The organism is Acinetobacter sp. LipI_15 (assembly GCF_058242865.1).
This window is the reverse complement of sequence record NZ_JBZAYN010000001.1, coordinates 2,795,829-2,810,374: the sequence shown is the minus strand read 5'-3', so window position 1 is coordinate 2,810,374 and position 14,546 is coordinate 2,795,829. Positions and strand designations below refer to the sequence as shown.

General features: G+C 40.7%; 18 protein-coding genes. 6 read left to right on the top strand and 12 right to left on the bottom strand.

Going from position 1 to position 14,546, the window contains the following annotated elements:
- The first annotated feature begins 59 nt into the window (after positions 1 to 59).
- The gene (locus AC4CU0_RS13320) at positions 60 to 470 is read left to right on the top strand and encodes a GFA family protein (RefSeq protein WP_180048801.1); all 411 of its coding nucleotides are present in this window, start codon (positions 60 to 62) and stop codon (positions 468 to 470) included.
- A gap of 127 nt (positions 471 to 597) precedes the next feature.
- Here the strand turns inward: AC4CU0_RS13320 and AC4CU0_RS13315 are convergent, their stop codons facing one another.
- Both AC4CU0_RS13315 and AC4CU0_RS13310 read right to left on the bottom strand, forming a co-directional pair.
- Positions 598 to 1,173, bottom strand: coding sequence for a hypothetical protein (locus tag AC4CU0_RS13315; protein WP_490743298.1), 576 nt, complete (start codon positions 1,171 to 1,173; stop codon positions 598 to 600).
- 9 nt (positions 1,174 to 1,182) lie between these two features.
- Positions 1,183 to 1,959 carry a class I SAM-dependent methyltransferase gene (locus AC4CU0_RS13310; RefSeq protein WP_180108796.1) on the bottom strand — a complete coding sequence of 259 codons (777 nt, stop codon included), beginning with the start codon at positions 1,957 to 1,959 and terminating at the stop codon, positions 1,183 to 1,185.
- Between the two features lie 116 nt (positions 1,960 to 2,075).
- On the opposite strand from AC4CU0_RS13310, the gene AC4CU0_RS13305 reads away from it, so the two are divergent.
- The 4 genes from AC4CU0_RS13305 (at position 2,076) to AC4CU0_RS13290 (ending at position 5,109) form a co-directional block, all read left to right on the top strand.
- Positions 2,076 to 3,347: an alpha/beta fold hydrolase gene (locus AC4CU0_RS13305; protein ID WP_490743511.1), complete on the top strand. Its 1,272-nt coding sequence runs from the start codon at positions 2,076 to 2,078 to the stop codon at positions 3,345 to 3,347.
- A gap of 124 nt (positions 3,348 to 3,471) precedes the next feature.
- On the top strand, positions 3,472 to 3,663 hold the full coding sequence (locus tag AC4CU0_RS13300) for a hypothetical protein (protein WP_078189765.1): 192 nt from the start codon (positions 3,472 to 3,474) through the stop codon (positions 3,661 to 3,663).
- Between the two features lie 97 nt (positions 3,664 to 3,760).
- Positions 3,761 to 4,714 (top strand): 2-hydroxyacid dehydrogenase, encoded by a 954-nt coding sequence (locus AC4CU0_RS13295; RefSeq protein ID WP_490743297.1) that lies wholly within the window; start codon positions 3,761 to 3,763, stop codon positions 4,712 to 4,714.
- Positions 4,715 to 4,815: 101 nt separating this feature from the next.
- Positions 4,816 to 5,109 (top strand): hypothetical protein, encoded by a 294-nt coding sequence (locus AC4CU0_RS13290; protein ID WP_490743296.1) that lies wholly within the window; start codon positions 4,816 to 4,818, stop codon positions 5,107 to 5,109.
- 109 nt (positions 5,110 to 5,218) lie between these two features.
- On the opposite strand, the gene AC4CU0_RS13285 is transcribed toward AC4CU0_RS13290, so the two are convergent.
- The 8 genes from AC4CU0_RS13285 to glyQ form a co-directional block, all read right to left on the bottom strand.
- Positions 5,219 to 5,728: a hypothetical protein gene (locus AC4CU0_RS13285; RefSeq protein WP_180078097.1), complete on the bottom strand. Its 510-nt coding sequence runs from the start codon at positions 5,726 to 5,728 to the stop codon at positions 5,219 to 5,221.
- A 111-nt stretch (positions 5,729 to 5,839) separates the two neighbouring features.
- Positions 5,840 to 6,328, bottom strand: a complete 489-nt coding sequence (locus AC4CU0_RS13280; RefSeq protein ID WP_180113705.1) for a hypothetical protein — start codon at positions 6,326 to 6,328, stop codon at positions 5,840 to 5,842.
- 262 nt (positions 6,329 to 6,590) lie between these two features.
- A complete protein-coding gene (locus AC4CU0_RS13275; RefSeq protein ID WP_180002919.1) occupies positions 6,591 to 7,238 on the bottom strand; it encodes a hypothetical protein in 648 nt (215 codons plus the stop codon).
- Between the two features lie 352 nt (positions 7,239 to 7,590).
- On the bottom strand, positions 7,591 to 7,980 hold the full coding sequence (locus AC4CU0_RS13270) for a hypothetical protein (protein WP_078189759.1): 390 nt from the start codon (positions 7,978 to 7,980) through the stop codon (positions 7,591 to 7,593).
- Positions 7,981 to 8,086: 106 nt separating this feature from the next.
- Positions 8,087 to 8,443 carry a DUF3060 domain-containing protein gene (locus AC4CU0_RS13265; RefSeq protein ID WP_078192788.1) on the bottom strand — a complete coding sequence of 119 codons (357 nt, stop codon included), beginning with the start codon at positions 8,441 to 8,443 and terminating at the stop codon, positions 8,087 to 8,089.
- A 235-nt stretch (positions 8,444 to 8,678) separates the two neighbouring features.
- Positions 8,679 to 9,152, bottom strand: coding sequence for a hypothetical protein (locus tag AC4CU0_RS13260; RefSeq protein ID WP_180066230.1), 474 nt, complete (start codon positions 9,150 to 9,152; stop codon positions 8,679 to 8,681).
- Between the two features lie 107 nt (positions 9,153 to 9,259).
- A complete protein-coding gene (gene glyS / locus AC4CU0_RS13255; RefSeq protein ID WP_490743295.1) occupies positions 9,260 to 11,329 on the bottom strand; it encodes a glycine--tRNA ligase subunit beta in 2,070 nt (689 codons plus the stop codon).
- Entirely contained in the window at positions 11,329 to 12,312 is a 984-nt protein-coding gene (gene glyQ / locus AC4CU0_RS13250; protein ID WP_490743294.1) for a glycine--tRNA ligase subunit alpha, read from the bottom strand. The genes glyS and glyQ overlap by 1 nt, the downstream gene beginning before the upstream one ends.
- Positions 12,313 to 12,625: 313 nt before the next feature.
- Between glyQ and AC4CU0_RS13245 the strand changes: the two genes are divergently transcribed.
- Entirely contained in the window at positions 12,626 to 12,913 is a 288-nt protein-coding gene (locus AC4CU0_RS13245) for a 2OG-Fe(II) oxygenase (protein ID WP_218956003.1), read from the top strand.
- A 291-nt stretch (positions 12,914 to 13,204) separates the two neighbouring features.
- On the opposite strand, the gene AC4CU0_RS13240 is transcribed toward AC4CU0_RS13245, so the two are convergent.
- Together AC4CU0_RS13240 and AC4CU0_RS13235 are read right to left on the bottom strand one after the other, a co-directional pair.
- The gene (locus AC4CU0_RS13240; RefSeq protein WP_180002927.1) at positions 13,205 to 13,813 is read right to left on the bottom strand and encodes an OmpA family protein; all 609 of its coding nucleotides are present in this window, start codon (positions 13,811 to 13,813) and stop codon (positions 13,205 to 13,207) included.
- The gene (locus AC4CU0_RS13235; protein ID WP_168377936.1) at positions 13,813 to 14,394 is read right to left on the bottom strand and encodes a hypothetical protein; all 582 of its coding nucleotides are present in this window, start codon (positions 14,392 to 14,394) and stop codon (positions 13,813 to 13,815) included. The genes AC4CU0_RS13240 and AC4CU0_RS13235 overlap by 1 nt, the downstream gene beginning before the upstream one ends.
- Positions 14,395 to 14,546 lie beyond the last annotated feature (152 nt).

The following is a 14,546-nucleotide window of genomic DNA, read 5'->3' as shown; positions in this document are numbered from 1 at the left end:
CACAATCTTGCTGAGGAGTTGTGATATTTTGAGATGAAATTCTTCTAAGAAAGACCACTATGCGCGTACAAGAACAATATACCGGAAGCTGCTTGTGTGGAGCGGTTTGTTATGAGATCAATGGTCCGGTCGGTGAGATCATGCAATGCCATTGTTCTCGGTGCCGCAAAGCCAATGGTACAGCATTTGCGACCAATGCCCCGATTGCTAAAGCAGATTTTAAAATTGTAGCCGGTGAGCAGTTTCTGAAACAGTATGCGTCTACAGCTACCACACAGCGTTGTTTTTGTAGTGAGTGTGGATCACCGATCATCAGTATTAAGGCTGAAACGCCTGATTATTATCGTCTACGTATAGGTACCTTAGATACGCCTCTCACGCAGAAACCAACCTGTCATATCTTTGTCGCATCCAAAGCAGAATGGGATGATATCGCAGGTGATTTACCACAATATGCTGAACGACCATAGCGCAAATTAAGATTGAGCAATCACCTCAAGGGCATGAATTTGCCCTTGACGTTGAGTTTTAAGCTCGTGTCACCTTCTTATTCATCCACGTTGAATTTCGGTAAATAGATTACAACAGTTTGGAAGATTAAGGCTGTCGAGTTTTTTTTAGTTCAGGATATTGTTCCTGCCAATGACCTAATTGTTCTTGTGCATGAATAAACTGACCGAGACCTTTGACACTATCACTAGGATTTTTTAACTCACCATCGGCTGCTTGATTTTTCTCACGATAAATTTGTGATTGATTGTCCCAGTACTGGTACATCAAGCCTTGAATGTAACGGCCTTGTTCAGTTTTCATTTCGAGTTCTTTGAGCATATTTAATGCCGACTGGATGTTGTCACGCTTACGCTGTGTAGAAAATTCATCGGTGAGTTTGCCTTCCTCACGCAGTTTCATCAGCTCATCTTCCATCTCATCGCTAATTTGACTAAAGCTCTCGTCATATTGCGTCAGAAGCGTGAGGTCGTGTAAATCATCTGGGGTCTTGGCAAAGTTTTTAATAGGATCACTATTCAGCTCTTTCATGATTTGATCATCGGAACTGATTTCACTATTTTGTTCCACTGTTTTTGTTGATTTTTCACATGCAGTGAGTCCTAGCACCGTACCCATGAAGAAGACAACACTGAGTTTTTTTAAAGAGATTGGCATGAGCATAATCGTGTCCTAATGTGTTTTTCTAAAGATATAGACATGCGTGATATAGGGAAAATCAATGAAATCCTGCGCAGTCTTTTGGGTTGATTCAGCCACGATATTTTCAAATTGTTGTTTCAGTTTTTGTTGTTCATCCATGCTTAACGCTGCAATAAAACTGGTGGACAATAATCGTTTGGAAACCACGTGTTCCACTGTACCATGATGCACTTGTTGAAAGGTCGTTTCGGCAATTAATTTAAATGTTTGCTGCTGTGCAAACACTTTTTGCCATTGCCCACTATGATAACGTGGTGTGTCACCTTCGAGTACACTCAAGATATCAGCGAGTTGTTTGACCCAATTGACTTGGATATCACGCTGGTTCCAAATCAATACAAGATCCCCATGGGGAACTAAGATACGACTGATTTCATTGAGGGTTTCAGGGGTGGCAAACCAATGAAAAGACTGGGCACAAAATACCGCTGCCACAGAATGATCATGCAGTGGAATCTGATCACTTTGGGCGGCTAAAGTTGCAATATGCGGATGTTTTTTCTGCAATTGTTGCAGCATTTCATGCACAGGTTCGATCGCGGTGATATTTTCACTGAGTGGGCGAATATACTCGAGAAATTTGCCTGTACCTGAACCTAAGTCCACCAGATGGGCTTGAGGGGCTAAAGCTAAATGTTGTTGTAGCCACGCACTGATTTCAATCGGGTAGTCAGGACGGGCTTGTTGATAGAGTTCAGCTGCAGAGCTAAAGCCTTGTTGTGCGGCAGGATGTATTGAATGTGTCATATTCTGCACTTTTTAATCTGTATGGCCTCTATAAAATAGCATATTCGGAACAAGATAAACTTTGAATGCAACAAGGAAGGAAAAGCGTGACGCAACAAGGACTGGAGCAAAGTACAATGGAAAAGCACATCATTTTTGAAGATGATCAAATTCGTGTCATTTTTCAGCCTGGCAGTTCTCGTGAGCTTATTTTCTCCTTCGGTGATTTGATTACCCGTGCCAAGGGCTTGAGCATCAATGCCGAGAAGTCTTTGCAAAAATATGATTTTAATGTGATCGGTGTGATGCCGAAACAAAAATCGTGGTTTCCAGCATCATCAATGCAGCCGATGTATCAAGCCATCAAGCCGATCCTCGAACAATTTGATCTGCGTATTGCCTATGGTGGTTCCATGGGCGGCTATGCTGCCATTAAGTATGCCAATTTATTTGGATTCCATCGTGTGGTCAGTATGGTGCCGCAGTACTCCATAGACCCTGAAGACATTGTCGATACACGCTATGGCATGTTCTTTCAACCTAATCTGCATGCCAATATGCGAGTACTTGCTGAAGATGTATCGACTACACGCGAATATATCGTGGTGTATGATCCTTATTGTCCAGAAGATCGCGCTCACTTTGAAAAACTACAGGCTTTAATTCCGCATGTGCATGTGTTACATCTGCCGTTTACAGGGCATGATGCCATTGCGGTATTGGCGAGTTCTGAACTGTTAAATGATTTCTTGAGACATCCTTTTGATGCGCCGTATTTTTATCAAAAAATGCGTCGGGTTAAGAAAAACAGCAAATTTTATTATCGAAAAGTTATCGAAAATTTACTGACTCGCCATCGAGATGCCTTGGGTGAAATTTTAAAAAGTAATTCGTTTCAGCTTGATCCACAATTTTTTGATGCCAAACAAAAGCAGACCTTATTACGAGTATTGTTTAATAACAAACAAGTCAGTGAGCAAGATCTGCAAAAGTTGGGGATCACAACTTTTGTGCCACAGGATAATCGTAACCTGTTACTCGACCAGTTTGATCATGGTTTAGTGTTTAACGTGATTAGCCAAAAAATTGAAAGCTATGCAGCCGGTGTGATTGCACTGAATCACAAGTTTTTGATCCCTTTGCAGCCCAAGGGCACAGGTCTGGTATACGTACAAGTCCAAGATGAGCGTTACATGGTGGTGATGAATGACCGTCAGGTAATGAAATTGGTCTTAGCTCAAGATGAACTGGCGACAGGTATGCATCCGATTTTAATGCAGAAATATGAGGGCTATTACACGCTGAACTATAAAGAACTGCGTTTGAGTAGCGATGAATTTGGTCAAGTCTTCTTTGTGGAAAATGCCGATGCATCTTGTCAGTTCGTGGTGCAACCCGAACAAATTTAAGCTCGACATTGGGTTGAAAATCCAAAGCTTGCTAATTTGTAGGAAGAGATTATGATGAGAGAAAGGCAGTATAAAAAACAATCATACTACCTAAAACATCATGAGGAATACGAGGGGTATCAGTATGCATTCAACACAGATGCTTGCTGTATTATTCATCTTAGTGCTGACCATGGGTTCAGCCTATGCACAGGGGGTTAGTTCAAGCATACTGATTTTTAGCAGCAGTATGTTATTACTTACGATACTGACCATTTATGTCATACTCAAAATTCGAAATTCATTGCAACATCATCTCGATAAACCCGCGAAATAGCGGGTTTTTTTATATGCTGTTCGATTGCACTTTGGTGCATCACAGGTTTTAATCATCCACAATCGAATTTTTATAATCGGCCAGAAGGGAAGCAGCCATGAAAGCGGTATTTCTAGATTATCAGTCTCTAGATAAACAGGACTTAGATTTTAGCGGATTAGAAGCACAGTTTGATGACTTGACGCTCTATCCCGTAACAACGGCTGCAGAGGTTGCTCAGCGCATACAAGGGGCTGATGTGATTATCAGCAATAAAGTACACATCAATGCTGAGCACATGCAGCTCAATCCGCAATTAAAACTGATCTTGATTTCTGCTACTGGCACCAATAATGTTGACCTTGTACACGCACAGCAACAAGGCATCGTGGTGTGTAATTGCCAAGCTTATGGCACCGCTGCGGTCGCACAGCATACCTTGATGTTAATGTTGAACTTGGCGACATCATTTCGACAGTATGATCGGGCGGTCCAACAGGGAGATTGGCAAAAAGCGGATCAGTTCTGCTTACTGGATTTTCCAATTATTGAGTTGGCTAGTAAGACTTTGGGGATTGTTGGCTATGGCGAATTGGGGCAAGCCGTGGCCCATTTGGCTAAAGCTTTTGGCATGAAAATTATGATTGGTGCGCTACCGAATCGACCTATGGCGGCTGAGCGTGTAGCATTTTCTGAGATGCTAGCGCAGGTCGATTTTCTGAGTTTACATTGTCCTTTAACTGATGAAACTCGTGATTTACTCAATCATGAAAGCTTGGCTCAAATGAAAGCATCGGCCTTTGTGATCAATTGCGCACGAGGTGGTGTGGTCAATGAAACTGCATTAGCCGAGGCATTAAAATTAGGGAGGATCGCAGGCGCAGCAACCGATGTCTTGACGGTTGAGCCACCCAAGCAGGGTAATGTGCTGCTCGACCCAAGTATTCCAAATTTAATTATTACCCCACATAGTGCATGGGGAAGCGTCGATGCGCGACAACGCATTGTGCAGCAATTGGTGGAAAATGTAGAAGCCTTTAAAGCGGGAATGGTCATTCGACAGGTCAATTAAAATCGAGTTTAAGGAACATTATTTTTGAACAATGCTCCATATAAATAGGGATGTCTATGCAGGTCGATCTTGCCAATAAAAAAAGTTTAAGAATATTTTGCATGCTGATTCTCTTTACCGCATGCATCACTTGGGCATGGTACAGTTATGTACTGAATATCAGTGAAAATTATTTATTCCAGAATCCTGATTTTGAAGTTCATAAATTCATGCCGACCTTACAAGTTGTGCTGGTTTCGGTATTTTTTATTGCGCATTTCGTCTTGGCGCTTATTGATTTTTTAAATCGCTATTGGTACTGGGGGCTATGGCTTGTTGTGGCGCCTATTATTGTGGGACAGGTCTATTTTTCTGTCTTTGGAGAGGTTGCTCATATTGATCATTTATCAGTCTAGGTTGACTATTCATTTTGCCTGTTGATGCTTATTCAAATCTGTACAGCATCGTTTGTACGTAGGCGATATCTCAAGCCTAATGCTTAATACTTAATTTAATAGTTAAATTTCAGCATTTTTTCAAAAATTTAGCATTGAAATGATTTTTGATCCGCTCAAATTCAAGTTCAGTCTTGATACTGTTTGGCATCATGATTCGTAAATAACTTTTTTCGAGTTTAAAAGGCTCTTTGGTATTGGGTACAGGATTAAAGCCACCATTTGGGTAGATCAAATTTGTCTCATAGGCACGTAAAATCTGATCATTGTGAAAATAATAACTTGTTAGGGATTGATTGGATTCACCAAAAACATAGAGGTTTATTTTGCATTGACCATCGAGTTGATACAGTGTCGCTTCATTGCCTTCAGTTGATTTGTATTCTTCGTCATCAAGCATTTCTAAGGTTTGTAATAATTTACCTTCGGCATCATGGTTATATTGGTATGAATCGTACAATTGGGGAAAAATAGTCTGCAACTGTGGATAACTTTTCAACAATTGTGGAAAACGTTGTAAGCCAATCACAGAGCCAACGCAGAGCAGAATACCAAGCAAGATACCAAATAAAATTCGCATTTTTTTCTCATTAATTCATTGTTTTTATAGGCATAGGTCAAAGACCCAAAGCATTCAATTTGGGTTTTAAAAAAGCCCAACCAAAGTTGAGCTTTTAAATGTGGTGTTAAATTATAAATCAGTCACAGGATAGGTTGTAGACGTCGAACTCGAAGGATAGCTACTTTGAGGATATTGATTGTTATTTTGCCCCGCATTGTTGCTCGGAGCCGTATTGATTGTATTGCCTGAAGACGGTTCACTCAACGACTGTTGGCTAATGGGCGCAGGTTGGCTAGTTTTACCTGTAATATTTTCACGGGTTTGCTTCAATTTTTCATTAACGTTTTGGGTGGCTTGCTGTGCGCCCTGATCAACCTGTTGTACTGTATTTTGAGTAGCAGTTTTCGTATTGTCCCAAGCTTGGTCAACCGAAGGCTTAATTTTAGAAATACCACGTTCAGTCATTTCACCAATATTTTTAGCAGCGCCGACTACGCCTTCTTGGGCTTTATAGGCCCACACATGCAATAAATTTGGATTATCTCCATAAGGGCTCACAGGCTTTTTCGCTTGTTGCTCAGTACTTTGCGCTGCTGTGTTTTCTTGTGCCCAAAGCATGGGTGTCGTGAATATTAAGCTTAGGCATAACGTTGCTTTTAATGAAATCTTCACAGCTTCACCTCTGAATTTTATAGATTTTCTATCTGATGAATGGTTTTAACGCATTATAGGAAAAATTGCAGCGAAAAAAACTTGCCGTAGCAAAATCAATACAGCAAATGACAGCTTTGTACACGTTTGTATTTTGCCTAGGGTAAAAAAAAGGCCCACTGAAGGGTGAGCCTACTCTCTGGAGGAGAGGGTATGAAAGCCAGTTTACTTATTTGTGAGCGCCTAAGCTGGCTTCATGTGAGCTATGGACTTCAGCTTGTGCGACAGGCGTTTGCAACTGTACATTGCTACTGCCACTCACATTGGCTTCTTGACCTTTTTGGAAATTCGCTTTGGTTTGTTGCCATTTTTCACTGGCAAATTGGCGACCTTCCTGAGCTTTTTCACCTAAATAACTCTTGGTTTGATCAACTTTGTTGTCGACATTGCTTTTACGTTCATCGAGTTTTGCTTTGTCTTTTGCAGCTTTTTCATCGAGCTGTGCTTTGCGCTCATCAAGCTTAGCTTTATTTTGCTCAGCCTTGGCATCGATCTTGGCTTTCGCTGCATCTGACTTTTCATCTTTAGACTGTTTTAGGTCAGCCCATTTATTTTTTGCATCTTGCTTTTTGTCAGCACTGAATTCTTTGGTGTCTTGCCACTTTTCTTGGGTGAATGTTTTGGTCTTATCGACGCCTTTTTCAATTTTGTCACCGGCTGTATGCGCAGACTGATTAATGTCTTGTTTTAGATTTTGCAGTACAGACGGTTGCTGTGTTTCAACTTTCGCATTGGCTTCTACTGCGGTGTTCGCAAATAGTGGGGTGCTTGCGAATAATGCTGCGGTGATCAGTGTTGTTTTAAATAAAGGTTTCATCTTTGCAATTGTCCTCTTTTATTGAACGCTGCTGTTGCACTCAGCATTTGCGCTTTTGGAGCAGAGGACATCTTAAGAGTAAAAAAAAGCAAAAAGTGGTTTTGTGTGATAAGTCACACAATGCAATAACAGCTCAGATACGCGGAAGTTTGAAGTGTGGAAACATGGTTAAGTTAATGCATTATTGTAATTTTATGAAAATACAGTGGCTTATATGTGTTTTGAGCGTTGCTGTGGTGTGGTTCTAGTTACGATTTTCATGATTAAAAATTATGGGTTTGAACTGATTATGATTCAAGATTAAACGAAAAATGAAACCATACCTCCATTTTGGAGATATGGTTTTTATTATTTATTCACATTGTGTAAGCGCATCTTTTGCAAAATGACCGCGTAATGCAAGGAAGTTTTTCTGTACATCCGCCGCATTTAAATCAAAATTGTGCGCTGAACTTGTACCATCTTTGGCAAAGGTTGCTGTACCACCTGAAATTAGGGTTAAGCCTTTAAATGACCATTGTTCAACCGATTTTGCTTCTTCTAAATTGCCGGTAAATTCAATCACGCATTTATCTACAAATTTAGTCAGTTTTGCTTTGTTATCGGTGGTATCTGGGTATACATCAATGTTTTGAACTTCTTGTAATACACCAGTTTCAAGTTGTGGAATCGTTGGTGCAGATGTACATGCAGAAAGTGTTAGACCTGCAAGACCAGTCAAAAGGAATGCTTTCAATTTCATAAGTTTCATTCTTGTTGAGTGTTGTTGGATTGAGTATAGGGAATTGGTGAATTATTGGCTATAGATTTAAGTCTTAAGCCCAAATTCAACTTCATTCACTTAATATTTAACGTTTATAGGCTGCACTTCCTGGACCAACGGCATTGATGCTGACTTGGCGTGATGGATGGGTGCTTTTTTGATAATACACTTTCGAATTTGGTCCATAAATATTGATTTTATTGACTGATTCTACATAGACCGTTGTATTTGGACCTGCAACCGTAATCATCGGGCAACTGCCTTTTAGAGTAATACGGCTATCTGGAGCAGGAATATTCACTGAGCGTCCTGCGCAATCATAACTTGCAACGGTATCAGGTGAAGAAATGATGATTTGAGAATGAGTCATTTCCGTTCCAGCATTTGCAGAAGAAATAGATAGGATCAATAATCCAAAGCTAAGTAATTTTTTATTCATCATAGGTATTTCATTTTATTCAGGTTGAGTTATTTTTAGCATGCCGAGATTTATTTGCTCAAGTCTTATTCAACTTTATTTAAAACGAGATATTGAGTGCAACAGCAGATCTTTTTCACATTGATGTATTAAGAAGTGATTTAGCTTGGTGATTGATCTCGTATTTCAAACCGTCTCATTGAATTATCAGGACGTTATTCTAAATAACCCATGAAGCCTTAGCTGTTTTATTTAGCGATTAAAGTTTTGGCAAAAAGAACAACAACACAAGGCCACCCAATACTCCACCGATAATGAGCCAATCTTTCTTACGCATATCTGCAACACGAATTACTGAAAAATACAGGCTGCTAAAAAATAGAAAAACGAAGACAAATAGCACGAGGGAATTATTGAATATAAATTTAGTACTGCCCAATAAAACGAAAATGGTTGTGCTCGACAACCAATACACCAAACTTAAAACAAATTTTGAAAGCGTTAAGTAACGCACAGTGCGGTCTAATCTTGGCAAAGTCACCGCAACGATGACGATTCCAATAAATCCACCCAAAACAGAAATAATCAAAAAGAATAAAGCACCCATATCTGGCTTGTTTGGAATGTATGGATAAACCTTCCAAAGGTAAAAGCTGCATGCCATCAATACTGTATGTAAGATAAAAAGATAGAGATCTGGGCGATAAGGATGATTGACTGTAATACTTTTCATATATTGTTCTTATCAAAAAATCCCGCTATTTCTAACAGGATTTTACCTAGATTTCAAACGGCATAAAAAAACCCGCTTTAAAGCGAGTTTTTAATTAATGCTTAAACTTAGTGCTGTAACACTGAAATATCAGCCACTTTCGTAAACAAGTCACGAAGCTGTGCAAGCATACGTAAACGGTTCGCTTTTAAGTCAGCATCATCTGCCATCACCATCACACCGTCAAAGAACGCATCGACTGGCGCACGAAGTGCAGCAAGTGCAGACAATGCAGCAGTGTAGTCCTTCGCAGCAAATAACGGCTCAACCACAGGTGTGATTTTCGCAAGTTCAGCGAACAATGCTTTCTCAGCATCTTCTACCAAGTTTGCTTCAACCACAGCGCCTTCAGGAGCAGCTTCTTTCGCTAGAATGTTTGCAACACGTTTGTTTGCAGCGGCAAGTGCAGCAGCTTCAGGGAGGTCACGGAAATGATTTACCGCATTTACACGTTTGTCAAAATCAAGTGGTGATTTTGGAGAAAGTGCTTGAACAGCTTGAATCACGTCTACAGCCACGCCTTGGTCTTCGTATTTCGCACGGTAACGACCTTCAAGGAATGCAACTGCATCCGCCAAAGTTTTATCGTGGTCTTTCAATACATCGCCATAAGCAGCAAGTGCAAGTTTGATTAGATCTTCAATCGAAACGTCTAAATCATTTTCAGTCACAAGACGCAAAATACCAATCGCAGAACGACGTAGTGCAAACGGGTCTTTAGAACCTGTCGGTGCCTGACTAATACCAAAAATACCTGTCAATGTATCTAGACGGTCAGCAAGGGCAAGCGTTGTACCGGTCTTGGTTTTTGGTAAAACGTCACCTGCAAATTTAGGTAAGTATTGTTCACCTAAAGATTCAGCAACTTCATCATTTTCGCCTTCAATACGTGCGTAGTAAGTACCGGCAATACCTTGAAGCTCTGGGAACTCACCCACTAACTCAGAGGTTAAGTCACATTTAGCAAGAAGCGCAGCTTTTTCAGCATCTGCTGGGTTTGCCCCAGTGATTGCAGAAAGTGCAACAGCCAAAGTCGCGATACGTTCAGACTTGTTCCATAGTGTACCAAGCTCAGCTTGGAAGACCATGTTTGCAAGTTTTTCTTTACGAGATGCAAGCGGTTGCTTTTGGTCTTGTAAGAAGAAGAATTCAGCATCTGACAAACGTGGACGAACGACTTTTTCGTTACCTTCAATAATTTGAGACGGATCTTTCGACTCAATGTTTGACACAGTAATGAAGTAAGGTTGAAGTTTATTGTCGCTATTCACTAAGCAGAAATATTTTTGGTTGTCCTGCATCGTGGTGATGAGTGCTTCTTGAGGCACTGCAAGGAAGCGTTCTTCAAAGCTTGCACGAAGCGCAACTGGCCATTCAACCAATGCTGTTACTTCGTCACGTAAGTCCGCAGGGACAATCGCAATGGCATTCACTTCATCCGCCAAAGTTTTGACTTGTTGGTCGATGATGGCTTGGCGCTCTTCAAAGTTTGCAATCACTTTTGCAGTACGAAGGGCATCAAGATAAGCATCAGCATTTGCAAGTGTAATTGCTTCAGGAGCATGGAAACGGTGACCATAAGTCACGTTACCTGCTTGGTGATCCTGAATGGTTGCTTCAATTACATCACTGTCTTTCAACAACACAACCCATTTTACAGGACGTACAAACTCAGTACGGCTTGCAGCAGAACGCATGCGTTTTGCGATAGGTAGGTTATCTAAAGCGTGTTGTAAAATTTGTGGAAGTAAAACATCAAGGCTTTGACCTTTCACGTCTTTTAAGTAGCACACTTTTTCAACTTTACCGGCTTGGAAAGTCGATACTTGATCAACAGTGATGCCTTGACCACGCATAAAGCCTTCAAGCGCTTTAGTTGGTTTGCCTTCGGCATCAAACGCTGCTTGTTTAGCAGGGCCATCAAAACGTTTTTGTGTGTCGGCTTGCGCTGCATCAACATTCACAATTTTAAGTGCAAGGCGACGTGGTGCTGCATAAGCTTCAATCGCATCAAATGCAAGACCTGCGTCTTTTAAGCCTTTTAACGTTTCTGCATGTAGCGCATCACGTAATTTTTTTAAGCTTTTTGGTGGAAGTTCTTCGCAGCCTAATTCGAACAATACTGTATGTTTAGACATTATTTGCTCTCCTTAGATTCTACTTTTACTTCCGCTTCAACTTGTGCTTTGAGTTGAGCAAGGACTTCGTCACGTAAAGCAGGTTCTGCCATTGGGAAGCCCAGCTTCGCACGTGCAGCAACATAACTTTGCGCAATCGCACGAGCCAATGTACGTACACGTAAAATATAACGTTGACGTTCAGTTACTGAAATTGCGCCACGTGCATCAAGCAAGTTAAAGCTATGCGATGCTTTAATCACTTGTTCGTATGCAGGAAGTGGAAGTTCCGCTTCCATTAAACGAGTCGCTTCCGCTTCATAGAAGTCGAAGAGTTCAAACATTTTTTCAACGTTGGCATATTCGAAGTTATAGGTTGATTGTTCCACTTCGTTTTGGTGGAACACGTCGCCATAGGTCACTGTACCAAACTGACCTTTAGTCCAAACCAAATCGTAAACAGAGTCTACACCTTGGAGGTACATCGCTAGACGTTCTAGACCGTAAGTGATTTCACCTGTCACAGGGTAGCACTCAACACCACCAACTTGTTGGAAGTAAGTGAACTGAGTTACTTCCATACCGTTTAACCAAACTTCCCAACCTAAGCCCCATGCGCCAAGTGTTGGAGATTCCCAGTTATCTTCCACGAAACGAATGTCGTGAACAAGGGTATCAATACCAATGGCTTTTAATGAATCTAAGTACAACTGTTGGATGTTGTCTGGGTTTGGTTTCAACACGACTTGGAACTGGTAGTAGTGTTGTAGGCGGTTTGGGTTCTCACCATAACGGCCATCTTTCGGACGGCGAGATGGCTGAACATAAGCAGCGTTCCAAGTTTCAGGGCCTAAGGCACGTAGGAAAGTTGCAGTGTGGAATGTACCCGCACCCATTTCCATATCGTAAGGTTGAAGAATTACACAGCCTTGTTCAGCCCAGTAGTTTTGTAAGGCAAGAATTAAGCCTTGGAAGGTATCAATATGCGATATGGCGCGACTCATGGTCATCCACTTAAAATTAGATAAAAATTGTGCTCAATTATAAGGATTTTGGGGGTGTGTGGCAAAGGTTTCGCGTGAACAAGTGGGCTTTTAATGCCAGATAGAATAAAGGCACTGCGGGTTTTAAATGAAGCTGAGTCTTTATTGGTGAAATATGGTGGCAATAAGACAACTTCATCAGTGATACTGTTGTTAATGATGATCATGCTATAAAAATACAATGAAATTTAGGAATAATAAAATTATTCAAAGACTTATGTGTTCGAAGTGGTTGCGTTGGTAAAAAGGAAGACAGCATTCGGGTTGTGACAAAATGTTGTTATTACAAAACCATTTAGGACTTAAATGTGATGCCTATTTTCTTCATTTTCCTGTGGGTTCAATGATTCCACCACATCAAGATCTCGTACAGCAGGGGCGGCATTTTAGGTTGAATATCGTGATTAAAAAATCTAAAGCAGGTGGTGAATTTATATGTGAGCGAAGCATCATTGATTTACCAAGAGTTAAATTATTTAGACCGGATTTGTATCGGCATGAGGTTACAGAAGTGCAGGGCAGCTCACGCTATGTATTAAGTATCGGATGCGTAATCGATTAAATTTGATAGATAAAATTAATATCTTTAAGAAAATTCAGCCTGTCATTTTCAAAAAAATCCCAAATAACCAACAGGGTAATCGGTCTTTTATAACGTCTTTTGCAACTTAGGTGGCTTGGTACAGCATACGAAAATCGAATAAAAAATATCGCCGCTCAATGAACGTTTGCTATATGACTTTGGCGCGTCTATCGTTTAGAGATATTCTCAAAAAAAGAATCAAAATTCACCACTAAAAATTTAGTCGTAAAATAAAAAATGAGCCATTTAGACTCATTTTTTATCAAGGCTTTATGACTCAGATAAGCTTTTGGTTTTATTAATTACAATTTCAACCCGTCGATTTTTCTGACGACCTTCAGGATTGTCCTCACCATTAGATAGGGTATTCGGTTTAAGCGGCTGACTTTCTCCCATTCCGCTGATTTGATAATTTAAATCAATACCTTGCGCTTTAAAATAATCACGCACCGCTTCAGCCCGCTGTAACGACAGTTTTTGGTTGGCGGCATCTGAACCAATATTATCGGTATGGCCAACAATGGCAATAATGCCTTTACCTTTGCTTTTTAAGGTCTGGGCTGCTTGCTGCAACTCAGGTTCAGCTTCGGGTTTTAAATTGGCTTTGCCAAAATCAAACAGCACATCCGAACTTAAATTCACCTGAATATTAAATTCATTATGATTGGCACTTAAATCTGAACCGACAGCCGATAAATTACTGGCTTCTGCCTGAGGTTGACTTGGTTCAGATGACTTCGGCTGCTGTTCTGGCACAGTCTGAGAGTTGTCTATTTCCGTGACGTTCTGTTCAGTCTGAGTAGGCGGTGGATCAGTTTTGGAATCTACACATCCTGCAATCAATAAGCTCAAACTTGCGCTATACAGTAATGTTCTCATTAGCGTTCAACCGGTATGCCGTCAAAAGAACCTGCATTACCTAAATTGATGCTAATGGTCTTGGTGCTTTCAGGCGGCGCAGGGAATTTAAAGGTGAGTAAAATAGGTTCATAACTGGCTTTTTGGATAGCTTTATTTGTTGCATTTAAAGGTGCTGCCATCCAAATGCCAGCATCATCTTGCAGCAGTCCTACTTTTTTGGCTGTGTCATCATCAATATAATTGGTTTGTTCCAAATTGATGGATGTGCTCATAAATTCAGTGTTTCCATTTGGGGCAGGGTTAGGTTGAGCTATCACTTTTACGGTTAAAATTTTTCCAATCACCTTGACGCTTTGTAAACCTAAAGTGCCTTTACTCATGGGGATTTCAGCTAAAGTGGGTTGAGGCGCTGGTGCTTCAACTTGTGGTGCTGGTTCTCGAATAAGATCATCCCCATTTTTTGCAGTTTCAGCTGGGGCCATTTCTTGAGGTGTATTATCATTGGCTGGCGGATTGGCTTGTTGAGGTTCTTTGGAGCAGGCCGATAAACCCAAGCCAAGCATACAGAGGGCACACATTGCGAAGATATTTTTATTCATTCAGAACATCCTTTTTTCAAATATTTTTATAGGTCTTTTGACTATAGGGAATTTTAAACAGCTAGCCTGTCTAGGTTTTGTTGTAAAACGTTAATGAAATAAGAGAGATGAGCAGGTGATTGACTCGTGAGCATTATTCAGTTCTTTCGGCT